This is a genomic window from Ktedonobacteraceae bacterium (assembly GCA_035653615.1).
Taxonomy (GTDB): Bacteria; Chloroflexota; Ktedonobacteria; order Ktedonobacterales; family Ktedonobacteraceae; genus DASRBN01.
On sequence record DASRBN010000035.1, the window covers coordinates 40,705 to 65,134 of the forward strand.

At 55.5% G+C, this 24,430-nt stretch carries 16 protein-coding genes; 7 read left to right on the top strand and 9 right to left on the bottom strand.

Annotation, left to right across the window (positions count from 1 at the left end; genetic code table 11):
• Positions 1-11: 11 nt before the first annotated feature.
• From VFA09_19865 to VFA09_19880, 4 genes are all read right to left on the bottom strand, one after another.
• Positions 12-1,220 carry a Druantia anti-phage system protein DruA gene (locus VFA09_19865; protein HZU69540.1) on the bottom strand — a complete coding sequence of 403 codons (1,209 nt, stop codon included), beginning with the start codon at positions 1,218-1,220 and terminating at the stop codon, positions 12-14.
• A 258-nt stretch (positions 1,221-1,478) separates the two neighbouring features.
• Positions 1,479-3,812 (bottom strand): hypothetical protein, encoded by a 2,334-nt coding sequence (locus VFA09_19870; GenBank protein ID HZU69541.1) that lies wholly within the window; start codon positions 3,810-3,812, stop codon positions 1,479-1,481.
• A complete protein-coding gene (locus tag VFA09_19875) occupies positions 3,809-7,294 on the bottom strand; it encodes a hypothetical protein (protein ID HZU69542.1) in 3,486 nt (1,161 codons plus the stop codon). Before VFA09_19875 ends, VFA09_19870 begins: the two co-directional genes overlap by 4 nt.
• A gap of 39 nt (positions 7,295-7,333) precedes the next feature.
• Positions 7,334-8,320, bottom strand: a complete 987-nt coding sequence (locus VFA09_19880; protein ID HZU69543.1) for a WYL domain-containing protein — start codon at positions 8,318-8,320, stop codon at positions 7,334-7,336.
• 211 nt (positions 8,321-8,531) lie between these two features.
• Between VFA09_19880 and VFA09_19885 the strand changes: the two genes are divergently transcribed.
• Complete coding sequence (locus tag VFA09_19885; GenBank protein HZU69544.1) at positions 8,532-8,837, top strand: hypothetical protein; 306 nt, start codon at positions 8,532-8,534, stop codon at positions 8,835-8,837.
• Positions 8,838-9,104: 267 nt separating this feature from the next.
• Here VFA09_19885 and VFA09_19890 read toward each other — a convergent pair whose 3' ends face one another.
• Entirely contained in the window at positions 9,105-11,627 is a 2,523-nt protein-coding gene (locus tag VFA09_19890) for an AAA domain-containing protein (GenBank protein ID HZU69545.1), read from the bottom strand.
• Between the two features lie 156 nt (positions 11,628-11,783).
• Positions 11,784-12,662: a site-specific integrase gene (locus VFA09_19895; GenBank protein ID HZU69546.1), complete on the bottom strand. Its 879-nt coding sequence runs from the start codon at positions 12,660-12,662 to the stop codon at positions 11,784-11,786.
• A gap of 1,372 nt (positions 12,663-14,034) precedes the next feature.
• On the opposite strand from VFA09_19895, the gene VFA09_19900 reads away from it, so the two are divergent.
• The 4 genes from VFA09_19900 (at position 14,035) to VFA09_19915 (ending at position 18,652) form a co-directional block, all read left to right on the top strand.
• Positions 14,035-14,748: a helix-turn-helix domain-containing protein gene (locus VFA09_19900; GenBank protein HZU69547.1), complete on the top strand. Its 714-nt coding sequence runs from the start codon at positions 14,035-14,037 to the stop codon at positions 14,746-14,748.
• 671 nt (positions 14,749-15,419) lie between these two features.
• The gene (locus VFA09_19905; protein HZU69548.1) at positions 15,420-15,974 is read left to right on the top strand and encodes a phospholipase D-like domain-containing protein; all 555 of its coding nucleotides are present in this window, start codon (positions 15,420-15,422) and stop codon (positions 15,972-15,974) included.
• Between the two features lie 989 nt (positions 15,975-16,963).
• Positions 16,964-18,295 (top strand): ISL3 family transposase, encoded by a 1,332-nt coding sequence (locus VFA09_19910; GenBank protein HZU69549.1) that lies wholly within the window; start codon positions 16,964-16,966, stop codon positions 18,293-18,295.
• A 9-nt stretch (positions 18,296-18,304) separates the two neighbouring features.
• Positions 18,305-18,652, top strand: a complete 348-nt coding sequence (locus tag VFA09_19915) for a transposase (GenBank protein HZU69550.1) — start codon at positions 18,305-18,307, stop codon at positions 18,650-18,652.
• A 222-nt stretch (positions 18,653-18,874) separates the two neighbouring features.
• Here VFA09_19915 and VFA09_19920 read toward each other — a convergent pair whose 3' ends face one another.
• Together VFA09_19920 and VFA09_19925 are read right to left on the bottom strand one after the other, a co-directional pair.
• The gene (locus VFA09_19920) at positions 18,875-20,614 is read right to left on the bottom strand and encodes a CocE/NonD family hydrolase (protein ID HZU69551.1); all 1,740 of its coding nucleotides are present in this window, start codon (positions 20,612-20,614) and stop codon (positions 18,875-18,877) included.
• Positions 20,615-20,763: 149 nt separating this feature from the next.
• Positions 20,764-21,807, bottom strand: coding sequence for a zinc-binding alcohol dehydrogenase family protein (locus VFA09_19925; GenBank protein ID HZU69552.1), 1,044 nt, complete (start codon positions 21,805-21,807; stop codon positions 20,764-20,766).
• 154 nt (positions 21,808-21,961) lie between these two features.
• Between VFA09_19925 and VFA09_19930 the strand changes: the two genes are divergently transcribed.
• A complete protein-coding gene (locus VFA09_19930; GenBank protein ID HZU69553.1) occupies positions 21,962-23,119 on the top strand; it encodes a DUF3500 domain-containing protein in 1,158 nt (385 codons plus the stop codon).
• Positions 23,120-23,176: 57 nt separating this feature from the next.
• Positions 23,177-23,875 (top strand): FCD domain-containing protein, encoded by a 699-nt coding sequence (locus VFA09_19935; GenBank protein HZU69554.1) that lies wholly within the window; start codon positions 23,177-23,179, stop codon positions 23,873-23,875.
• Between the two features lie 76 nt (positions 23,876-23,951).
• Here the strand turns inward: VFA09_19935 and VFA09_19940 are convergent, their stop codons facing one another.
• Positions 23,952-24,386: a nuclear transport factor 2 family protein gene (locus VFA09_19940; protein HZU69555.1), complete on the bottom strand. Its 435-nt coding sequence runs from the start codon at positions 24,384-24,386 to the stop codon at positions 23,952-23,954.
• Between the last annotated feature and the right edge of the window lie 44 nt (positions 24,387-24,430).

The window sequence follows — 24,430 nt, forward strand, 5'->3', positions numbered from 1 at the left end:
TCCAGAACGGCCTACTGAGTTGCCCCTACTAAATGCTCCCAGGTGGTTTCTCTTGTCCAACGCACATAGTCTGGATACCTGCTCGCCCTCGGGATAAGCCAGCGATTGACGGCAAGCGTCCCGATGCTCGCCGCAGAAGAGCGCACAGCCGCTCCAACCTCTGCTTCCCCGCGTAAACACTCTCGCCAATTAGGAACGAGAGGAACTCCATAGATTTCTCGACTGATGCCGTGTTGAAGCATGTGAGGGTCGAGGCCAACCCGGCGCAAAGCCTCGCGCGCTACCCGTAGGCGCCAGTTTGGTCCTTGTCCGAACTGGTGTCCAGACGCGTAAGGGTGCCCTTCACGGCGGAGAAGCTCCCGCATCAGCAGGAAAAGCGGCTGGGGAATGTGAAAATGCCCCCAGCCGGTGGTCTGCCCAACGTGGACAAAGTCTACCGTCCCCGGCAGTTTGAGGCGGTTGTAGAGGGAGGAGCGCCCGAGTGCCGAGGTGACGGTAATCAGCAGGAGTTGTGCATGTTTATATTGCTGGCTGATAATGCCGCTCCGATGATTATACTTGGCGGCAAAAGTGTCGCTGACTTCTTGAGACGCCATCAACGCTGCGGTAACCTTTCCCCCGAGCAGCAGGGAATAGGGGGGCACTGCTCCAACAATATGGGCGTCCATCACGTGTACAAGCTGCTGCCGCCGCTCATCAAGGCTCCAGCCAATCCACGTATCACGTGCCTTCAAGTTAAACACGGGGTCGGTGAGGGCAAAGAGACCGAGGAGCTTACCATTAGCGCGATCGCGGACAAGAAAACGCATCCGGCGCCCATACCCCCGTGAGACAGGCACCGACCATAACAACGTCGCGAGGCGAAATAAAGCAGCATCTTCGGTATCCGACGAGACGAGAGAGATCTGAGGCTCAACAGCCTCAGGAATAACTTCGTGGCCCTCAGCAAAATGTGGCAGAAGGGCGCGGCCATAGCGAGCAAGAAATTGCTGCTCGCCTTCTCTAAACGCGGCCCTCTGTGCTGCATGACGGGCGCGCACAAGATCCTTCGTATAAATCTGCTCTCTCCCATCCGGTGATGGACTCAGTCCAATAAGAGCGAGATGCGCTAGAAGTTCCACTCGGATGCGTTCGCGCAACTCAGCTAGATCACTCTCTTCAATGCAACTATACTCTTCACTCTGTACCTCATCGGTAAGCTCCCTCAATTGCGTCACCATAAATGAAGGACTCCAATCTTCCCCTAAGTCGTTTCCTACATTCTAGCAACTCCTTTCGCCGTTTGTCTATAGCTCTGGTATAAGGTCGATACGCATTAAGCTGGCAGTATTGCCACGCAAGCCACCAATAAGGGTCTGTCTAAGCTGCCTGTTGATTCTGCAGAAGGTATACAGCGCCACTTTCGCAGCCACCGGCTACATATGTGTGAAATCCGCCGGACGCGTGTATTTATCGTTTCAACCTCTTTGTGCGTTCTCTCAGGAATCCTCTTCTCCCGAAGAACCATACCGCAATACATTCTCCACGTAGAGATCGATCAGGTGGAAATAGTATGGCGAGACGGTATATTGCTTGTGACGCACAAAAAGCACCCCCATTGTTTTCAGAAGCTCTTCTTTATCAAAGTGTGAGCTTCCCTGCATGATCTGGAAACGCCTGACGAGATGCGCTCGTGCTTGTCCCTGGAGATTCATGCTTGTTGGAGAACCTACGAGAAAGGCATCCGTATCATCATACCAAATACCCTGATAGAGTTGAACATTTTCGCCTCTTTCAGGTAAAAACATTCCCAGGTCGTTATAAATCCTCGTGATCAGTCTGCGGTGGTATTTCCCCTGGCTCGTTGCTTTGCTGTCAAAAATGCGGGCAATCCGTTCCAGCCATTCTCCGCTCGTTAACTCTTGATAGGTGAGCATAGGATGTGTCGCAGCTACCTCTTCTAAAAAGGCATCATAGGCGAGCAATTGCCTGTAAAAAGCCTGAGAGTCCCGAGCTTTTCTCGTGCTAGGTTGCTTGCTACCATCCAGGAGACCCTGTTGCATCATCTGCTCCAAGGGTAAGAGTGTCGTAGACCGCTCTTGCTGAATCCTCTCATAGTGTGGAGCTAACTGAAAGTATTTGACAGGATAGGCCGTGGAATATTGTTCTTGATGTCGCTGCTCGATAGCATCGTAGTCGTAGAAGATACGTTCTTTTAGGTTCTCGATAGCGACGAAAAGATCACGGCCCACAATGATATCAAACTCGGGTAGGTCCTTGACCTGCCCCTGCTCTGAGATGCGCTTTCGTTCTGCGAGGAGCTTCTCATATTGCTTATCCCAGTCAACCCCCCATCCCTCGAGCATCTCATAAAATGGCTCGCTTTGTGCTGGGTCTCCTAGATCGATAAAGTGCAACTGCTGTTCTGCAAACCAGAGCGCTGTTGTGATGGTATCGCCGTCAAAGGGCCTCCGACGAACAAATGCCAGTTCATCAGGGATAAATGGCAAGGGGTAACGCGCCGTGCCATGAATGATGGCGCATTTCAGATAGAGTTCGCTCAGTACTACGTCAAGATTTCGCTTAAAATCCTTATCGGACAGTTGAAGCATGGAATAATCGAGATAATCTCCACCTTCTAACGCATCAGGGTCGTTGGTATTGACATTGATGGACTGTTTAGGAACGTTGGGATGCTCCCTATAGAGTGGAGGGTAGGGATCATCCCGGCCAAAGAGGAGCCCATCCTCCTCAAAATCTTCTGCCGCCGCATCCAACAAGACGATGACTCCTCCCTGCGGTGCAGAGGCAATATCATCTAAGGCCGCAAAGCGGAGCGCGGGGTACATGCCTTGAAAGAGATCAAGATAGGCGTCGAGGCTGTGTGTGCGTCTCAAGCGATTATCATAGATGCCTACCTCAGTCAGTTGCTGTACAGCTATATCGGCTGTTTTGGATAAAGGCGCCAGCGTGAAGTTACGTTCTCGCAGATGGGCGACTATGCCTACCTCTCTAAGACTGACAATAAATTGCTGGGTGAAGTCAAAAACGATCTTGCCTCTACCTGCATTCACATCACGCAGGTCGTGATACTTGATCTGCACCCGTTTACCCGGAAAGGTAACAAGGCTATAGACTGGCGATTCTTGCTCAACTGCTGCCGTCGTGAGATGGAGCAAAACGAATCTGCTTCCAACTGCACGCTTTCCAAAGAAAGGGGTCCCTGGTCGCAACGGCGGAGTCACTTTGCCAAAACACCTGGCGTGAGGAATGACACGAAACTCTTGTGTTGGAGCGTCCTCACTATTAGCCGGAGCACCGCTCAACTCAATTTCCACGCAATAGTGAAAGTCACTGTCCTTCCCACCTGGACGTGCATATACATAGCATTTGTCCTGGCCGACGAAGCGGTTCGTCTTATCGCCTCGGAAAAGCCTGAACTGTAACAGTTTGAGCAGCACATGCAATGGTAGGTCGCTAAACGCTATCTCCCGCCGAGGAAGGGGAGTACGTGGTTGATACCAGGTCAGGACCAGTTCACTGACTTCGGCCTCTCGCGGATAAAGAACGTAGACCGCCCATTGTTTATTCAGCGCCCCATCAAGGGTATCATACTGAAATGACCTGTAAGGAAATTTGATTTGATCGCGGATGGCGTTGTGAACGCGACCAAAGTCAGCAGCATTCTGGGAGCGTAACGCTTTGGGAATGAGATAGCGCACGAGCCGGAACCGCTCTTCGAGCAGTGCATAATTTTGAGGGCGCTCGATAACTAGCGTGGTTGTCTTCGCCGTGTGTTGTTTGGGGTGAGCCTGGGTTGTTTGGGTTGTCATGCTTCGTTCTCCTCTGCTGGACGTAACGCTTTTTTGAGGTCGGCAAGGAACATCGTGAATGCAGCCTGGTAAGAACTGGGGGCTTGACGATCAAGCGCGCCTTGCACAACGATGATCGCTGCCTCGGAAAAGTCCGTGACCTTTCGAAATTCGCGGGTATAGTATCCTAGTGGTCGCTCCTGCCCGCTGACAAGGTTGATATAGATGAGCTTACCATCGGGTCCGACAGTGTGCCGAATACGATCGAGCTTGTCTTGTGCGTGCCTGGTAAAGGCTGACTCGTTCAACGACGGATGCCACAGCGGATCGTCGATGGGAAGGGAAAAGCGATCAAGGGTGAGGTCGTTGTAGTTTTTACAATCGATGAACCAGGGCTTTGTGTCAATGCGCAGGTCCGCAATCTCGAAAAGCGCATCAGGTAGCGATTCTATCGGAATACCATCCTTCTCCAAAAGCGCGGTAACCGCCTCCTCTCCGATTGCTCCAGCCAAAATGGCTTGGAGGCAATAGGGGGTGAAGAAATGAGAGCTTGGATGATCGAACTGTAAGTCGTACCCTTGATCGAGAAAATGGTCGCGAATCACGGGGTTTTCCGCGACAATGGCATAAACCCCATCCAGGTGGAAAATCCGACTACCAGGTACCGCGAGCGCAAGGGGCAGAAGGTCAAGTTCAGGTGTGAGATTCAATCGACCATGCGCATAATACGGGGAAGAAGCGGCGCAATGGTAGCGACTCACCACCTCTGCATGAAAATCATGCCGGAGTACTGCCCGGCGCAGCGCTTCCCAGTCATGCCTGGCTTCCAGGTCTTTCCCCTGACTGCGAACTAATTCGAGCCGGGTAACTAAAGTCTGAATCGCTTCCCGACAAGCATCGTTTCTGGCTCGTAGACGCGTGTCATGTCGACGGCGTGCCTCGCGCTCGAAATCTGTTGTCTTGCGTGCAACGTCAGTAAGCACGGATTGGAGGTTGGCAGAGGTAAAAGGCGCATGCTGCTCTCTGATCGCTTCATACCTGTCATCCATAAATGCCTGGAATGCACGGAAGACTTCTGGACTGAGCAACGCAACTTGAGCAGGCGTCTCACCCCAGGTCCGTTCCACACGGCCCAATGCTTGAATAAAGATGGCAAGCTGATTCAGGAGACAGTCCTCCGCCGTCGTTCCCTGCTGATAGCGTACATTCCACTCTCCAGGTCGGTTGATGGTACTGAGAACCTGGCGAAAGCGCGCCTCAGAAATCAGTTTGGCGCAGAAGAGCTTTGCCTGATACCACACATTCTCCTTCCGACCAGCGAAAACATCGTCGAAGGATTGCTCCTGTGGATCAGGATTCGTGAAAAAGTAATAGGGAGCCTCGAGCAGCCCAATATGCGTGAAGTCCTGTGCTGGCCCGCCTTTCTCGTTTGTGTACTGGAGATTGACGCCATTGCCAGCGGAGAGATACTGGGTGACGACGATCACCGGATCCGCCGTCCAGAAGAGCCGCGTAAAAGCCTGTTCGGCTTCTTTGCTTTGTCGCACTTGTGTAGCAAGCTCGGCATTAAAAAAGACCACGGTGATTTTGCGTTGAGCTATCGTGAGCCTAAAGGCATCGAACCAGGGGGTATCGGGCAATGGCTCGACCTGATAGACACCTGCCTCCTCCCCGTGACTGGCAAAAGTGGTAAAAAGAAGTCGTATCTGGTGAAAAGAATTCAAAAAGAGCAGTTGCCGAGGACGCTCGCCCCCGTGATCAAGCAGCCAAAACAGGCTGGCGCAAAAACGGTGCATGCGCTGGCTCCGATGTCCACCCGCATCCTTTTCAAATTCATCATCGTGTGTCACCGCTTCCAGGAACTGAGACAGGCGTTCTTGAACAGGATCAGCCTTGTCGAGACCATCGACGAGTGCGACACTCATCTGGTGACCTCCTCGCTGCTTTGCCTTCTGCGCACTCATGAGTTGGATGTCGGAGCGATCCTCATCGGTCGTAGGAAGCAGGAGGTCCTGTTGGTCGAACCAGTCAAGATCGAAATGATGAATACAGCGTGGCAGATCGGCAGTTGCCGAGAGGCCGAAGACAAGGAACTTCTCTGCGAGAGCATGGAGCAAGTTTTCAGGTGTTTGCAGCATCTGATAGTATTGTACTTCAACCTCTTCGTTATCGGTACGTTGCTCAAGGTCACTAATGTCGAAGAGATCATATCCTCCACTGAGCAGGCTTCCACGCTGGGTAGTCTGCGTTTGTTCTTGACGAGGTAACCGTGGAATGACGGCAACTTGATCGAAAAAGTCCGTATTATTAAAACACTGGCGCAGGATCTCCCAATAGCGCACTTCTTCATCACGCTCCATCTCTTTGAGCAGCGCGATGGTACGCGTCGTGGCCGTTCCAACAGCGTTAAAGAGCCACCGTGCCGCAACCCAGTTCGGTTTGCTGCGCTGCATCTCTAGCTGGAAAGCGCGCTCAGTTTGGTTAATATAAAGCGGATTGGTGCTGATCACATGCTGCGTGCGAAACACTGCCGGGGTAAAACGCTGGTTTGCTGGCGTGGGTGTTTTTTCCAGCGTGAACTGATTGATTGTCGGATAGCTCAGCCCTTTTCCCTGCACGCCATCGATGATCTCGACGATCTTTTCGATACGTTTGCGGATATTGGGGTGAAGGGGAAAATCAGCTTTCGGGAGCTTATGATGGGCCATCGCCCGATAGAAGTGTGCCATGAAAGCAAAGGGATCAGTGATCTGGGGGCCGCGGCAAATCAATGTGACAAGATCGTGTTCGAGGAAATCAAACTCATCGAGAAAAACGACCAGGCGTTTCTCGGCAGCAAGATCGGTGAGGCTGCGCATCTGCGCACCGTCGAAAAAGCCATAGTAGGCTTTGTGGAGCGTCACCAACATAATGCGGACTTCAGAGCGGCGGCGAAAAGGAATGGCCGGGAAGAGTGCCTCGACGATAGGGTGACTTACCAGCCAGGTATAGACCTTGCCCTGCTCATTTTCATCACGTGTGACCTGAAGAACCCAGCGGACCGCCTGGAGCACTATCCGCGCTTGCGCATCAACGTACCTGGATAGCCAGTCCGGCAATATCCGTTCCTCTTTTGTCATCTCAAGCACTTGCTGGCAGGCACGACGAATAGCAACGATTTCCAGGCTTTTCAGGCGGCTTTTTTGGCGAGCCCGCGCGAGGTAGGACTTGAAGCGAGGATCAGCGAGCAATGCTTCAAAGGCCGCTCGCTGGGTCAGAAGCACTTCCCGCACGACCTCGAGATCACGCCGTAAGATGACATACTCTCCTGGCTTGAATCGCGCTGCCATTTCTTCGAGCAGTTGTTTACGGTTAGCCATATAGATGAACTTGCGATCAGGATTCGCATGCACAACATCGGGAATACTGCTGCTTTTGCCCAGGCCTGTTGGCCCCAAAACAAGTTTGAGGCCATGCTCATACGCATCAATCGCACGTTGATAGTAACCAGGGTATCCTGTCATGACAGTGCCTTTCTCACTGGAGGCAGTTCCTCCAATGGGCTAATGAGAGTCAGAGGTATTGCACCCAGCATACCGTTCCGTTAGCTGAAGTGTCTCAGTAGCGATAGCTTCCCGTAGTTGGAGAGGGGAAATGACTTCTACTGATGCCCCCCATTGAAGGATCCAGGAGACCATTTCGAGAGGCTCGGACACCTGAAATGTGACACGACAGCCTCCATCTTGTTGTGGTATCACACGCTGGCTGGGATGCCAGAACGCCTCCTGTACAAGACGTGCGGTGTCGCCAAAAAAGAGCAATTCTACCATCTGAGGAGGAGTATCACGCCAGACCACTCCCCAGGCTTCTGCAAACATACGATTAGGATTGAAGCTGGAGGGGATGTCGAACCGCTCATTGGTTAACTCGGCAGCAGCAATGCGATCAAGTTTGAAGGTGCGGATTTCCCCACGCAGTTCATCGAAGCCAATAGTATAGCAACTATTCGTCGCACCATAGGGTTCAATGCAGTAAGGATGAAAACGCCGCTCTGTGGGAGTCCCTTCACGATCACGGTAATGCAGATAGACAACCCGTCCCTCGGACCAGGCCTGTGTCATCGTTTCTAACACGGCAAGATAGCGTTCATGCAATGGCAGCGACCGCTGCAGCAGGGCGGCCTCCTCGATATAGCTCGAAAAGCGGGGGGCGTCATCCTGCACAGCATTGGCGAGCTTGAGCATAACCCTCTCTGCATGGGGATTACGATCACTCTGATGGCGTGAAAGCAAACGGCATGCCAGGGACAACGCCAGCACTTCATCTGGCGTCAGTCGTAGAGGGCGGGTCGCCTGATGAAAGCTTATCTTGTAGCGCCGACCACGTTTGTGTATATCTACTCCTGTCGATGATAAGCGGGCCAAATCGCGCCGGACCGTGCTAACATCAACCTCTAAAGATTCCGCCAGTTCACTAGATGTGAGACCCGCTGGATGACGACGCAATAGCGCTTCAAGTTCTTCAAGGCGTGAACCGTAAGCTTGTTCCATGTAACACTCCCCTATTTGATCTTTAGCTCTGTTTATTATACCAAAAGCGCGCAAAAAAAGCAACTTTTGCGCGCTTTTTGAGACCTAGAATATATATCGGTAGCTAAACTTGGATTCTCATCAGGGAAGCAAAAAAAATTATACGTAAGGTTAAGAACGGCTGATAGCTGCACCTGCATAGGGTATACTAGAGCAGATTCTCAGGGACTTCATGGGTCAGAAGGGAGAGCGACAGGTGCTTGACCACACCATAGCGAGCTTCTCTGCCTCTCCAACCTATGTGCGCGATCAGGGTGTGCAGCACCTGGTGGCCTCGACGCGAGCCGTGTCATTCCGGTGGGTCGGTCACATGGTATGTATCGAGGTCATTGGCATACCAGCGCTGAAGTGCCAGATTTGCGATGAGCAGAGCTATGACCTTACCTTGCTGCACGCATCGAAAGCGCCTTGCGTAGATGTGTCGAGCGGAGAGACCTGCGAACATCGTATCTGTTTGAACAACTCGCCGCCGAACTGACAATGGATACATTGCGTTGAGGAAGAGTGAGCCCAGGTAGCCACTTTTTCAATGATCTGGGCAGGACGGTACGTAAGCAGAAGGCAAGAGAGGCAAATTCGCGTGCCAAATCGCCTGCGGCCAATCACATCCTGCCTCAGCGGGATGACGAGAAGCACCTCCTGATTCGTCCTTTTTTCTCCTGTATCTGTGCGGAAAGCAGTCGGCGCGTCTTTTCGCCTTGTCATCTACGCCGCTCCCAGTCGTGCGGGCCAATGAGAGGGTCTCTTAGAGCAGAAGGGTCTCAGCTGGAATCTGCCTCTTCTGCGCGGCCAGTAGCATAATCTGCTTCAGCATAGAGGAAGCAGGCTGTTTACGGATGTGCGGCAGGTGGGCGACGATCAGCAGCTTATCCCTGGCCCGGGTGACGGCCACGTTGAGCAGGCGCATGGCGTCAGACCCCCATCCTTCACGCAGAAAGGGGGCAATCCTCAGGTCAGGCGCTTCGACAACATCGAAGATGACGACGCGGAATTCCATCCCCTGAAAGGCATGGACTGTCCCCACTCTGCAATAGATCTCCAGGTCCTTGCCCTGCATCCGTTCCTTGATACATTCGCGCTGGGCTGTATACGGTGTCACGATGCCGATGTATTCCGCATACCGCTCGTTTATGGGGACACTAGAAAGGACTTGCTTTGCCAGGATGAGATCAAGCTCGGCATGGTACTGGTTATAGCGCGACTGGCCATTGTCCGGGTGATACGCTCGCGCGCGTTTGACATTCCCAGTATCATAGAGCACAACGGCGTGTTCAGGCTCTGGTTGATAGGCGCGCCTGGGTGCCAAGGGGTTGCGATCCTTGAGCCGCCTTTGATAGACCGGACCGCGAACCAGGTCGCAGATGTCTCTGTGCATGCGACTCTGATAACGGAGGAGGATGCAGTGGTGCGTTCCCTGCTCCGCCTCCTCCAGGGTGTAGTGCCCGTGAGCGAACACGTCGAGACCGAGCCAGCGGTACACCAGGTCATCCTTGAAGATACAGATGGGTGCAAGCTGCTGTGGGTCGCCAACGATGATCAGGTGATGCCTGGCGCAATCAGCCGCCACTTTTACCGCTGGCGGTGGGGCCATCGATGCTTCATCAACCAGCACGACATCCCATTCCTGGGCGAGGAGCACCGGGTTGAGGTAGAGCGCGGTGAGCGTTGCGGCGATGATTTTGGCCCTCTCCACAGCCTGCCGTTCCGCTTCGCGCTTCAGATCCGCGACCTGCTGATCGAGGCGGGCCAGGGTTCCCTCAAGTGAGGCTACCTCCTGTTCCCAGGAGGCGATGTCACGCTCGATCTCGGCAATATGCAGGTTGCCTTCAGCCAGTTCCTGCGTCAGATCGTTGAGTTGCCTGGTCAGCGTGTCCTGCTGCTCTACCGCGTGGATCGGTCGCGCATCACGCGCTTGTTCCCAGTATGCGATAGCAGGAGCAAGGCTATCCCTTCGTTGCCTGGCTTGTAGATAAGCATCGATATCCTGCCTTTGCTCCTGCTGAAGCTCTTTGATCTGCATGGCAAGGTCATGGAGCTGAGTTGCCAGCGTTTGGACGGTTTCCTCCAGATCCTTTTCTCGCTCGCCCGTCCATACCCCAATCACGAGACGAATCACGGACGGATACTTCCGAAGGTGTTCGAGCTTCCTGTAGGCAGTCTCGTACCGTATCCATTGCTCCTGGTAAAACGCTTGCAACGGTTGCAACTGGCGATCCGCTTCTTCCCAGTCGGCTCTGGTGTCTTTCATGGTCTGCTCTTCTTTCGCATACTGATCCAGGTGCAGTGAGAGATGCTCCAGGATCGGGGCCTGCCTCGCATGCTCCTCAGCTTCCAGGTCGGCCAACGCGCGCTCGGCTCGCTTACATTTCCGCAGTAACTCAGCGGATCGCTGCTGCCACGCCTGCACTTGCTCAGGCAGTTCCTCTCGAGATTCGGTGAGTTGCTTAAGCAGGGTTGCGCGCCTGAGTTCCAAAATTGTCATCTCCTGGCGATTGGACGCCACGCGGTCGGCCACAATGTGTGGCAGGGTGACGGTACGATAGTCCTCTTCTTCGAGTTTGGCCAGGTGCGGATTCCCGAAGCGGATCAGGCGCTGCCCGTCGAGCCACTGCCCCAGCCTACATGCACGAAGAAAATGCGCCAGGCAGATGACGGCGTTGTCGAGCGAGACGTTCGTGTGTGAGACGATGAGCACCCGAGAACCAAAGAGCGTGGCGTGGAGCAGGGCAATGGCGGCCAGCACGTTGGTCTTGCCAGTGCCTGGCGGTCCCAGGACGACCAGCAATGCGCTTGCCAGCGCACGCCGGAGCGCCTGGCGCTGTGCCTCGTCGGGGACGAAGGCATCCTGAATGGTATCGACCAGGTGCGAGGCTGCCTCATCATCGGGGCAGTCGAGTACACCGAAGAGTTTGAGCCCTAACTGGGCCGTGGTCGCTTTGCGAAGGAGAGCTTCTTTCAGTTTCCTGAGCTGGAAGCCACAGTCCACGACGAGCTGCGCAGAGGTCAGCGTGCTCTCCATGAGTCGCCGCGTCACCGTGATGATCACAGTATCCTCTTTGGTGCCTGACAGTTCGACCGGGAGCGGATTAATGAGGTCTGCACTGGAGAGCCTCAGGTCGGTTCCATCGGGCAGATCCCAGCGCCCTTTGACGAGCGTGAACGCATAGCGATAGCGTCGGTGCTGCTCATATAGCAATTGGCCATCGGTCACCGCGTAGTGCCTCTTTCCGGCGGACAAGGCGATGGCCTTGTCAAGAGCCTCCTCCATCTCTGGCCGAGGATCCTTCTGTGGACGAAAGGCATTCGACATGAGCTATGTGCTTTCTAGGTTCCTTTGATGGGCTGTGGAGCATGCCCTTAGCCACAGAAGCGCCGCCCGTTAGCACAGCTTCAAAGGACATCCATTGCTTTGTCAACCGATACATCAGCGGATGTAGTGACCAAAAATGATGTCAATGCGGTTGTGGCCAAGGCAGCGACTGACATACAGAGCAGCATCGCGGTCCAGGTTCGCTGATTGCAGCCGACCTGTTAATGGCGGCAGCGGCTTGCCGGAGAGATGCTCATAAAGTTGCTGTGCAAACTCTCGGCGATAGCTGTGAATGTCCAGATTGCCGGAAATCTTCGTAAACACATGCTCGCCGGGAGAGCGACCAGTGACTTGCGAGAGAACGGCCTGTTCGCGGCCAGGGAAGACAGGCACCTGACGATCTTTGCCCCCTTTGCCGTGTCTGACACAGACCACCAGGCGATGATCACTCGGTCGAGGGTAGACCTCATGCACACGGAGGTCGCGTAGCTCCTCCCGCCGCAGCCCACAGGCTAAGCAGAAGTTGATGACATGTTGCCAATTCTCCGGGTTAATGTGTTTGTCGCGGATGGCGGGCCAGCGGGAGCGTGTGATATCTTCACGCCGCCGTTTAGGTAATTCTACGCAATCGGTAAGCGTGCGATCCTGAAAGAACATGCGCAATGCAGAGCGCTCGGTTGCCAGTGTCCAGGCACTATAATCTCGCTCGATGCGTTCCAGCAAGTAGAGCGAGGCCAGTTCGTCAGCCTCCAAGTCGATACGAGCCAGGTCACGGATATTGTGCTGATCGCGCACCCAATCGATGAAACGCATCACGATCTTCTGATAATTGTTGCGCGACTCAAAGGCATGAATCTTGTTGTCGGTGAAGGCAAATAGGGACTCTCCGCGTGCGCGGGCCTCATCCTTGGCTGTCATTCGTTTCTGATGATCCGCCATGAGTGTATTGAGGCGCTGAACGGCGGCATACTTGGCTCCAGGTCGTTTGCCCATGGCGTGCCCTCCTATTACTTCTGCTAGGAAACCATAATCGAGTTGAGAAATTTTCCGAAGCTCGACACTTATCCGCAGGTACTGATGACGCTCCTCGATCCTTCTTTACCTACTCCCCTGTTTATCCGTTCATCAATTGAACAGCTGCCGGGAACACCCAAACCTCTTTGGGAGGGATATCTCTCTACCAGTCCCGTCATCCGATCCTGCCAGAGGACTCTCACCGCTAGCAGGCACGCACTCCAAGGGTGCCCTACGAGAACGTCATGCCAAATCGTCGTGGTGCCTCAGAACTGCTGAGGTAGCTAGGCTGCGCCAGGTGCGGAGCGAACCAGATCATTGAGGCGACCTGCACCAGCTCGTAAGAGGGGAGCCACGCCCATCATGGCCACCGAGAAGGGTGGCTGGCAGATGCGGCCCGGTTGCTTGTGAAAAGCATCTGGTCGGTGTTCCAAGAACTGCTTGCCACGGCGGAACCACGCCTCGTCGTTTCACCACCAGCGGACTTCCCAGCCGCTAGCACAGTGAGGTGACGATCGACCTGAGCCTTTCCAGGGGTTGCCCCACTGGCACAGCGGCCCGTACTGTAACTCCCTTTGGGCGAAGTCATACCACAATAGTATACAGGTCTTATAGCATATATTTAGGGAATTTTCAAATGATACGTGTTAATTTTAAACTTATATATGTTGATCATTTTACTTATATGTATTAGTTTCCTCAAAAAGAGAGACCTGTCATGACGGAGAGTAAGAGAACATCGGTGCAGAAAGAGGATCTGTCATGACTATGCCAACAGAGAGAAGAGCGGGAGGGAGCGACACGTCATGACCGCAGAACTTGGCTGATGCACAAGAAGAGGCGACCTGTCACGACAGGAAGCGCTGATGAAGCAACACGCATACAGGAGGAAGGAGACGGAGATGCCTCTATTGCGAGTGCCTGTCATGACAGGAGTATCTGCTGGGTAAGGATGATGTATGGACCCGTCACGACAAGATGCTGGATAAACGAGGCCGACTGCAAAGCCCTGACATGACAAGAACGATACCGCCAAGTCTTCTCAGGACCGACATGTCATGACATATGAGTTCGCGCGTATCCTTGTACCGATGAACTGGCCTTCAGGCATCCAGCAGATTACGATAACGCACAAATCTGGTGCCTTGACCAATTTCAGGGAAAATGTTGGGTGAAAACTAACAGCTATGTGGCATTTTTTCTGCTACAGTAGTGAGCGGGAAGCATGATGAAGAGAAGGGGCGCGGCAGAAGATGTAGCCAGACGAATGAAAAGGGTGGCAAGAAGGCTCGGACAAGACGTGGAGGGCGGTGACGCGTATTGACCGGAAACGCAGAATACAGGAAACGCTATGAGAAAAGAGCAGCACGAATACGAGGGACGCAAGTATCTCACAGGAGCAGAAGCAGCCGCCTTGCTGGGTGTCAACCCTCGTACCATCTACCGTATGATAGATCGAGGTGAACTGGTCGCATCCCATGCCAGGAGCAACAAGCTGCGGATCGCCTACGACGATGTTCTGGCCTGGAAAGAGCGGCAAGGTCTGCCAACTCTCTCCTCGGACGATCGCCACGAACAGCTTGTCCATGCCGTGCAAGAACTCACCGAGCAAGTTCACTTCCTCCGGGTGGAGATTGATTCCTTGCTGGCGCTGTTCACTACCGCCAGGGTTCGAGCCAAGACCCAAGCAACCGATTCAGAGCAGCAGCCCTCCTTCGAGCCCCACGACATGGTCCGCTTGCTCGCCGGGTTTCGTTCGTCAAGGGCGACGGATCGATCGCTCTCGGTGCTGGGCAGGAGGGGCTTGCCGTCAGGATCAATGACCGTCGCAGCCTTCGCGCAGCAACATCAGGTGAAAGTGAATCGTGTCAAGAAACTGTACGAGGAGCAGCAGATCGCCCTCTCGATTATTTCGCGGGACAACGCCACGCGTAATGCGCGCGAGTGGTGGATTACGCCGCAGCAGCAAGAGGCACTCGTGCGCTACTGGCAGCAACAGCACATCCCTTATGCCACGTGTCCACAATGTCCTCATGCGGTTTCTTCCGAAGTACATCCAGAGTAGCCAGCCACCCGTGATTGATGCTACGATCCACGGTGTTAAAGGAGATACTGCTTCCAAGTTCCTCACTACGAAAACCGCCTGGACTTCTGGCAGCAACATCATCCGTGTTAAAGGAGATACTGCTTCCAAGTTCCTCACTACACCATCTCTTTCAAAAGGCGGTACACGCTATCCTATCCTCCTGCTGCGCTAGAAATCAGGTGGCACCAGCACATTGCACCATTACTAGTGGATCTGGGGACTCTGTCTGACAGCACCGTGATTCTTAAGCGGCGTGTCTGACAGAGATGTATATGATGTCAGACACCTGTGTGCAATTTACGTAGGCCAAGAGAGTTAATGTGATTCGGGCACAGCTCGAGCCTGTCTCCAGGTCGTCTCTCATGCACGGTTTCCCCTCCGAAACGATTTAGCCACAGCGCAGGTAAGAGAACATGTTTCCATGCGATATGAAACCTGTGTAGAATCAAGAACAATCGGGACAAGGGATGCACAAGATATATCTTCTAAATAGCGTTCTTAGGGGAAACAGGACTTCTGCCAAGAAAATTGACGCATCTGCGGAAAGCTCGCTATGATAACACTGAAAATGCATATCCGGTCCGTTACAGCGTCTATCGCAGATAATGACGAGGGGTTTTCCCTCTTCACGAGAAGAAGGCTTTGCTCGTATGCAAAACGATATACCGTCTCTCTTTCGGCTAGTGATGCCCCCCTGGCGATCTACCCTAGTAGAAGCCGTCAAGCAAGCACAGCAAGACATTTTCTGTATTAGTCCTTATTTCACTGACGATGTGCTTGAAGACGTAGAAAAAACGCTGCTTTCCCTTCCACAAAAAGCAAACTCACTCATTACCTTCCATATCTTGACACGCATCCGCATCGAGGACTTTTTAACAGGGGCCTCTGAGTTGAAAGCACTTGAACGCCTTCTCGCCTGGCCAAGCCAGATGCCGCATTGGGCAGTCGAACTGCGGACACATCAGCGCATTCACGCGAAGGTATGGGTCATTGATAGGCAATTTGCCGTCGTTGGTTCCGGGAGCGCAACCCGCTCTGGCTTAGACCGCAACCTCGAATATGGCGTTGCAGTTGCCGACCCGAACTTCATTGAGCGTATTCGAGCGGATTGGGCTCCTTTCTGGGAGGAAAGTCAACCGATCAGCAACGAACAGTTGCGCGATATGCGAAGACTGTTAGAACACATAGAGCGTGACTCACAGTAGCAGCATCTTACAGACCAGCTTCAGCAACGCCGGAAGGCCCTCGTGCAACAAAGTCGCCTCCCAAACCATCTAGGAACGCCTGATTCACCATTCCCACAATCGCCTGTATCGAAAACCCCTTCTTCCATGAGCGATAATAGTCCAGCGCCTCTTCCGATGGCAGATTCTGCTGCACTGACCCAACTCACACTCGACGCATTGCTTTCAAAAAAGGAAGTTAGCTCTTCATCGATACAGGAGGACACAAGAGGCATATCTCTCGCTGACCAATCACTTCTGTCAGAAAAAGATGTTCTTCATGTCGTCGCTCATGAATTATGGCAGGCCCTTTGTTGGCTTTATCCCTTTCTGGAAGATGCAGAAGAGCTTGCAAATGAGGACATCCATCTGATCTGGCTCCCCCAGAAACATGTTTTGGAATGTATGCTTGGTAATTCAGGACGAAGTTCTTATGCGTCTATTGAGGCAACTGGCCGTTCAGACGAAGAGGCTTTGCACATCGAGCTGAGCAGAGAGCAGTGCCAGGAAGTTCAGAGGGCGCTTCTAAAAATCGTTGAAACAGATACATTTTCGAGACAGAGACCGCTTCTTCAGCTTGCGATCAGCAAACCAACACGATCCATACATATCTCACTGCTTGGAGGGCAGCCAATGGCACCTCTCTACCTCCAGGTGGCATTGAGCAATGAACGGTATAGCTGGATCGTAAAGAAGGACCTCCGCAGATGCGTAACTATTACACATACTCAGTTTATGAATGCGTTGGCCTCCCTGGAACGGGCATGGCATGACTGCGAAGAAAAGAGCCCCTCGCTCCCTCCATTATCTGCTTGTAAATCACGGTTGTCAGGCTCAGACGCACTTTTGCTGAGACACGTGTTCTATATTCCCCCTGTTCTTTTATGCACTTTTAATAGCTTGTTGTCGGATGATGCAGTACACTCTTTTGCCAAAGATAATTCTGGAATGGATGGAAGGAGTCCACCGCCATGGCAAGTGTCTTACTGCTCCCCGACGCGGCTGAACTAATGCTTACCCACCTGGAGGTTGATGAGCCCACGAAGACGATTGTGGCGACGGCTCTCACCACGGCCTCCGAGGCCCGATGCCCACGCTGTCAGCACCCTTCAAGCAAGGTCCATTCTCGCTACGTTCGGACGCTTGCTGACCTCTCTTGTTCGGGACAGCGAGTGCGCTGGCTCGTGCAGGTCCGGCGTTTCCGCTGTCTGAATGGGGACTGCGAACGCAAAATCTTTACCGAGCGCTTGCCCACCTGCGCGCCAACTTACGCCCGTCGGACAATCCGGCAGGCAGAGACCTTGTGTGAACTGGCCTTTGCGCTCGGAGGGAGAGCAGGCGAACCGATTGTTCACCTGCTGGGCATGCCGGTCAGCCACGATACCCTTGTCCGGCTGATGCGGCGAAGCCATCCTCCCGAGAGCGCCACACCTCGGGTGTTAGGGGTCGATGACTTTGCCTGGAAACGTGGCCGCCGCTACGGAACGATTCTCATCGACCAGGTGCTCCACCAAGTCATCGATGTCCTGCCCGATCGAGAGGCGGAGACCCTGGTCAAGTGGTTGGCCGCGCATCCTGGCATTGAGATCGCGAGCCGTGATCGCGCGGGCGCGTATGCCGACGCGCTGCGGCGTGGCGCGCCGAGTGCCAAGCAGGTCAGTGACCGCTTTCATCTCTTGCTGAACCTCCAGGCCGCTCTGACCCGTCTGTTTGAGCGCAAGCACGAGACCCTCACACGGCTGGCCTCGGAAGCACAGTGCAGACAGCAGGCGGAGACGGTTCCACCTCCCGGTGAGCCAGCATCAGAGGGGAAAGGTGAGCCGAAGCCTCTCACCTGCGCGGAAGCGCAGCGACAAGCTCGTCGCGCTAGACGCCAAAGTCGCTATGAGGCAGTGATTCAGTTGCACGCGCAGGGAGCCAGCCAAGTGGCGATTGCCACCCTGGTGGGACTGGACCGGGACACCGTTCGTCGCTACCTCAGAGCCCCGGCCTTCCCAGAAATGGCGCGGCGAGGCTTGCGTCCGAGCAAACTCGACCCCTACAAAGCCTATCTCCAGCAGCGCGTGCAGGCGGGCCAATGCAACGCCACTCGCCTCCTTGAAGAACTGCGAGGGCAAGGCTATCAAGGTGGCAGCACGATTGTCCGGGACTATCTCCGCAGCATGCGCAAACAGCCTGCCTGGAAGGAGGCGTACCAGCAGTCTCAAAAGCACCATCACCCCGGGACCACCCCTGCACCCCTTACAGCGCGGGAGGCGGCCTGGCTCTTTGTGTGCAATCCCTGCAAGCTCAAACTGAGATAGGTCTGGCAATTGGACCCGCTGCGTAGAGGGGACGAAGAACTGGACCAGGCGTATCAGCTTGCCCAAGATTTCCGGGCCATGGTGGCTTCTCATCAGGCAGATCCCCTTCCGCGCTGGCTTGAGGAAGCCAAAGCCAGTGGGATTCCAGAACTCAAGGGGTTTGCTGCCGGGATCTATCGGGACTACGACGCGGTTCGCAATGGGCTGGCTTTGGAGTGGAGTCAAGGGCAGACCGAGGCTCAGGTCCATCGACTCAAACTGATTAAAAGGCAAGGATACGGACGAGCCAACTTCGACCTACTTCGTCTCCGCGTGCTTCACCGCTCGGGGCTGCCGCATCAGCAAAAGTGCGTCTGAGCCTGTCAACCCTGCGAAATTCCGGCCTAAAAACCGGCATCAGACTCAATCCTTTCCATTGCTGGCCGCGATGGCCAGATCTGGTTTGGCGGTCAACGTCACTAGCTCTTTCCCCCGAAGGGGGTACGAGATGCCTCGTAAGTAAAAGACCTCCCCTGATGCAACAAGCGATCGATCATCGCCATCATCAAGGCGATATCGCACAGTATGTCGCGGCCGTCGTTACCCCGCTTGCACGGGGAGCCGCAGATAAGAAGGGTGCGCGCCACCCGTGTGGATGACGTGTGAGCCGCTGTTCGCACCGACGTATTCCTGGATTCCCGGCATCATCGTGCCAAGCAGGTTGTTAGAGCTGATGACGAAGCGAAGCTGTTCGCCTGGGTGGAAGGCAAGTCCGATCGGGAGCAGTTCAATTTCGATCTCGACGACCTCGCTCGGTGAGAGCTTCTCGATACGGTCGAACGTGTGGGCGGGCACGTCGTCGGTCGACAGCGTCTCGTCGAGGTTGCGGGCAGAGACGCGCAGGCGTCCGTCGGATCCCTTGTACCTCAGGATCGTCGCACCGTGATCAGTGATGTCGTGGATCATCGCGCTGTGGTTGGGCACGGTGAACGCTTGCAGTGGCGTGCCGCCCTTGTCGAGCTTCTGCATGAGCACGAACAAGTCCATGTCGTCAGCGCCCTGTGCTTCGACCCAGAGATGGGCCTTCGGGTAACCGACGAGCACAGTCTCCTGGTCGAAGCGCATGATGAACGACACCGCACTGGGGTTGGAACCGACAGCGTAGGTCGCTGCCACCTCATCCGGCGGGGCTTCAGTGGTCAGGACTCTCGAGCGTCCGTTGAGGTAGTACTTCGTCGGCGTGACATCTTTCGGGGGGAATTGGTCCGCAGCGATGTTGATCCTGTCGCCGCCCTCGAGGTCAAGCACGGAGTAGCGAACGCGTGGTGTCTGTTCCCACCCGTTGTCCTCGCCCTTCAAGTAGCGGTCGAAGAATCGACGCAGGTCGTCCCTGTTCGTCTCGTCGTAGTAATCGGGCCACTCCTGGCTGTTGTGGATACGCAGCCACTTCTCCTTCGAGGCAATCCGCCTCCAGCCGCGGAACGTTCCTGCGGTGTGCAGCGTGTTTGAATAGCTCGCAACGACATAGGCAGGCACGTCAATCCGGCCGAAATCCGCAATCTTGTGCTCCCACAGGTCGTTGACGAGCGGGTACTGCTCGACCTCCGCGAGTATGTCCTCCTTCTGGCCTTTGCCGAAGAAGCTGCCGGTCTGCAACTGGCGGGCGAAGCCGGTGTCCGGCATTCCGCCTCGCATGACGAGATCGCGGTAGACATCGCTCACACCCTCCCACGGGTTGATGGCGGCGAGGTGCGGCGGCTGCTCGGCTGCGGTGAACCACTGCGTGGCCGCCAGGTAGGAGGTCCCGCTCATCGCGACCTTGCCACTGCACCATTCCTGTTCGGCCAGCCACTCGATGAGATCGTAGCAGTCACGACCGTCCTGTCGATCCCATAGCACACTGTCGCCGTCGGAGTTGCCTATGCCGCGGATATCAGGGTTGCAGATCGCGTACCCCTGCGCGCACCAGAATGCTGGGTCAGGCCCCTCGAACTTCTCCAGACCCGAGACGATACTGTTGTCCAGGCCGACCAGACCAAAGATGCCCATCACGCTCAGGGAGGTGCCTTGGCCTTTGCCGTATGGGCTGTAGGCCACGATGACGGGCACCTTCTCTTCGCCTACCGGACGGAACACATCCACGTAGACCGTCACCCCGTCACGCAACGTGACCGCAATGTCCTTCTCGAGCACCACATCGACGGGCAAAGGCCGGAACTGGGGCGCGATCTGAAAGCCCGCCTTCAGGGTGCGGATCCCGGGGTCGAATCCGGTCAACACCCCAGACCTGGCCGCCGGAAGCGGACTGGATGACACATATATCTTCTTGTCGTCGCTCATTGAAAGCCTCTCCTCATTTCCGGTCCGAAGATCGGTTCTCGCATGGTTGCGAGCATACGTCCGCGTTTTACGTAACTCAACGTGTGTTGAGTTACGTGTCAAGTGGCTAATGGGGTCTGCGAATACTTCATTGCGTTGGCTCGGCACATCTATTGCCGACTTTTCTTGGCCTGCGAGGGCAGCACGACGTATTTTGCGTGCGGCGACGTTGCCTGCCCGCGCCAGGCCTCGGGGAGATCCTCGAGCAATACCGTCTTGACATGCACACGAAGCGTGCCCCCCTTTAGTGCAGCCCACAGCCAGGACAGAGCCGGCTGCTTCTCCTTAAGCGGAGTGTGTACTCCGGCGAATCCGAAGAGGGCCACCTGCTTGCCGCGAAGGATGCCAGCGGGAATCGACGCCGTCGCGCCTGCCGAGTGTCCGACGTTGACCACACGCGCGTGTGATGCGCACACCGGCAGCGCGGCTTCCAGCGGCAGTCCATACAGGCAGTCCAAAATGACGTTCACCGCGTCGGCCATGTCACGCAATCGGTGCGTGAGCTCGACCGCCTCTTCGCCAGCGTGCAGCTCGACGACAGCATCGGCGCCAAGAGATTTCAGGTGCTCCAGCACGGCGCGGTCGCGGCCGACCCCGACCACACGGGCCGCACCCTTTGCCTTTGCGATCTGGACTGCAATCTGGCCGACTACACCGGTCGCGCCGAGGATCAGCACGTTATCGCCTGGCCTTATTCTGGCGATCTCGACCAATGGTATGTATGCCGCAACTCCAGAGTTTCCGATGGCGGCAGCCTGTATCGGATCGAGTCTATCGGGCAACAAAAGGATGTTCTCGTCGTCCACAAGTACCTGGGTTGAAAAAGCTCCCGGTCTGGCCGGCGACGCATGACACTCCGCATACACGAGGGTTCCCTGCGCGAATCGGTCTGAGTCGATCACGACTCCCACGCATTCGCTGCCGGGGACGTATGGAGATTCGTGGCGTACGGAATGAAATGTCCCCGAAGCGATGAGCAGGTCGAGGGGGTTTAATGGAGCGGCAATCACTTGTAGCGATGTGGTGCCGGGCGAGCGCGAGGGCAATTCAAGCCAGCCCACCAGCGGTTCTGCGCCGGGAGCGTTCACAATCCCCGCGAGCGCCTTCACAGTGTCCGCCTTCTGCGGGCCATGGTTAACAAATCGAGCATCCATCGACGACACGTCATCTCCCTTGCTAAACATCGATATGGTTATGATGTTTTGTTAATTATATGCACCTCGTGTAGGGGATGTCAAGACGTCCGCGCCATTGCCAAGAAATACGCATAAATGTTATAATCTTTTCATGAGCAGAAAGGAGGCCCAAATGACGACCCGCAACTCCACCAGACAGCCGACACACGAAGACGCGCAGACCATCCAGAAGTTGCTCGTTGGCGTGATTGGCCTGATCGATACTTTTTCAGCCGAGCAGCGCGGCGCAGCCCTGTTCGGATTCGATGACGCTCGTCGTCTCGACTGGGACATCATTCCGAAGCCCGACCGCGTCGGAGTCTCGATGCATAACCTCGATCGTCACCAGAAGGTCGTGGTGCATGACCTCGTGCGACTTGCGGTCTCACACGAGGTCTACACCAAGGTGCTCGCCATTATGCAGCTCGAGCACGTACTACGGGCGCGGGAGGCGGAATTCCTGGGGGTCGCCGCACCACTATGGCGCACCTCCGATTCCTACTTCCTCAGCATCTTCGGCCGACCCGGGTTCGAAGATACCTGGTCACTGCGCTTCCTCGGTCACCACGTGTGTCTCAATATCACCATCGTGAACCAGCGCTGGATTTCGACCACGCCAAGCGCTCTTGGCCAGCAGCCTATGATCGGCTCCGGTGTGCTGAATCCGATGTCCGATGACGAAGGACTCGGCTTCGAGCTGCTCGACTCACTGAATGACGACCAGCGCAGTCTCGCTGTCATCCATGACGTGGCGCCCGCCGACTTCGTGTCACGACAGGTGCCGTTGATCGGCGCGATTGAGTATCCCGACCACTACGACCTGGGAATGCCGCAGTACCAGATCACGACCGAAGATCGGAAGGCGCTTGCTTTGGTGCGTGATCAGCCGTCCGGCATTCCGGCAGACCGTCTCATGGAGACCCAGCAGGCTCTGCTTACCCGTCTGATCGACACGTACCTTGCCCGCCTTCCCGCGCGCGCGGCCGGAGAGTACCGCGCGCAGATCGATGCTGACGGCCCGACCGAAACCCACTTCGCATGGGCAGGCGGGCTAGTGCGAGGTCAACCTCACTACTTCCGAATCCAGACACGCTTACTCCTCATCGAGATGGTGAATGCTGTCGACAGCGGAAACCATCTTCACTCTGTTATTCGGGACTTCGAGCACGACTTCGCCCACGACACTCTCCATGACCATGCGGCGCGCCTGGCCGAGTACGGCTCTCACCTCTCGACTCGCACCACGTCGAGCGAGAGCACCGGGCTTCAAGTAAATGACTGGTCCTGGTGATCCCCGCACCCGGTGCGGCCCTATCCAATCTAGACTGTTTCTTGGGAGTCTGAATACATGAAATCCTTAGCAGGCCTGACGCGCGCGAATATCCTTGCGAGCGAGATCGAACAGCAGATTCTCGACCGAGAGTTCAAGCCCGGCGAACTGATCGGCACTATTGACTCGCTGAGGGAGCGCACTGGATTCGCCCGGTCGACTGTCGCCGAAGCCATTCGGCTCCTGGCCGATCGCGGGCTCGCCGAAATCCGCCCTGGGCGTGGAGGCGGGCTGTTTGCAACAGCCCCGGGACCGATGGTCAAAATCCGGCACACCCTCCTTGCCGTCACCGATGCCCCCACCGCCGTTGCCGAAGCTATAGCCGTGCGAGAAGCGCTCGAGGTCCTGATCGATGTCGACGCTGCGAAACACCGAAGTGCCATCGACGTCGCCGACATCAAGAAACTGCTTGCCAAACTCAAGTCAGCGGCAGCCAGGGGTAGGACCAAGTTCCTGCTGGCGAACTGGGACCTGCACGAACGCATTGCGCTCATTTCTCCGAACCAGACGGCATCGGCGCTCTACCTGTCGATGACAAGGTTCGTGCGCGAGCATGCTGTGGTCGCTACTCACGATGCCTCCCACGAATCGGCCGCTGAGTGGCTGCACATCCGCATGGAGACGCACGAGGAGCTTGTCAATGCCATCATCGCCGGGGACACCCGGCGCGTAAAGATCGCGGTCGAAAAGCACGCTGGATTACTCGACGTGGAGTAACCCGGCGTGCTTCTTTTCAGGGCCCGTTCGAGTGGAAGTGAGCCGGCAGCGGCGTGTCAACACCAGCCATAAGGGCTCACGACGAGCTGCTCGTCGACGCTCCCGGAGTCCTCGCCGCCTTGAGACGAGCGGCGGCAGCGATCCATGGCGCTGGATCGTGGTAGAAGGGTCGGATCTCGCAGATCTGCTGCCCGCGGAACCGGATCACCTCGGTGTTCTGAACCGTCACACCGTCGTCTCCGGCAAACGTGAACTCGACGACTTCGACAGCATGGTCATCCCCAACGGTCGTTGCGACGGACTTTATCTTCACCACAGCGAGCGACTCGACCACGCGCGGGATCAACTCGCGGAAGGCCTTCTTGCCCCGGTAGACGCCCGCGAACGGCAGGAAGGGAGGGATCGTGATGACGAAGTCGTCGGTCAGCAGGTCCTCCGCCGCCGCGTAGTCGCCGGACGCGTTGAGCGCGTAGTGCTTCTTGACGAGCTCAATTTGCTCTTCTGGAGTCATAGTCTTACCTCCTGGCCCGTGATGGAAACGGGCTTACTTGACCT

Bases quoted from the DNA above. Each gene is read 5' to 3' on its own strand.
- VFA09_19865 (HZU69540.1), bottom strand. From the start codon at position 1,220: ATGGTGACGCAATTGAGGGAGCTTACCGATGAGGTACAGAGTGAAGAG.
- VFA09_19870 (HZU69541.1), bottom strand. From the start codon at position 3,812: ATGACAACCCAAACAACCCAGGCTCACCCCAAACAACACACGGCGAAG.
- VFA09_19875 (HZU69542.1), bottom strand. From the start codon at position 7,294: ATGACAGGATACCCTGGTTACTATCAACGTGCGATTGATGCGTATGAG.
- VFA09_19880 (HZU69543.1), bottom strand. From the start codon at position 8,320: ATGGAACAAGCTTACGGTTCACGCCTTGAAGAACTTGAAGCGCTATTG.
- VFA09_19885 (HZU69544.1), top strand. From the start codon at position 8,532: ATGGGTCAGAAGGGAGAGCGACAGGTGCTTGACCACACCATAGCGAGC.
- VFA09_19890 (HZU69545.1), bottom strand. From the start codon at position 11,627: ATGGAGGAGGCTCTTGACAAGGCCATCGCCTTGTCCGCCGGAAAGAGG.
- VFA09_19895 (HZU69546.1), bottom strand. From the start codon at position 12,662: ATGGGCAAACGACCTGGAGCCAAGTATGCCGCCGTTCAGCGCCTCAAT.
- VFA09_19900 (HZU69547.1), top strand. From the start codon at position 14,035: ATGAGAAAAGAGCAGCACGAATACGAGGGACGCAAGTATCTCACAGGA.
- VFA09_19905 (HZU69548.1), top strand. From the start codon at position 15,420: ATGCAAAACGATATACCGTCTCTCTTTCGGCTAGTGATGCCCCCCTGG.
- VFA09_19910 (HZU69549.1), top strand. From the start codon at position 16,964: ATGGCAAGTGTCTTACTGCTCCCCGACGCGGCTGAACTAATGCTTACC.
- VFA09_19920 (HZU69551.1), bottom strand. From the start codon at position 20,614: ATGAGCGACGACAAGAAGATATATGTGTCATCCAGTCCGCTTCCGGCG.
- VFA09_19925 (HZU69552.1), bottom strand. From the start codon at position 21,807: ATGGATGCTCGATTTGTTAACCATGGCCCGCAGAAGGCGGACACTGTG.
- VFA09_19930 (HZU69553.1), top strand. From the start codon at position 21,962: ATGACGACCCGCAACTCCACCAGACAGCCGACACACGAAGACGCGCAG.
- VFA09_19935 (HZU69554.1), top strand. From the start codon at position 23,177: ATGAAATCCTTAGCAGGCCTGACGCGCGCGAATATCCTTGCGAGCGAG.
- VFA09_19940 (HZU69555.1), bottom strand. From the start codon at position 24,386: ATGACTCCAGAAGAGCAAATTGAGCTCGTCAAGAAGCACTACGCGCTC.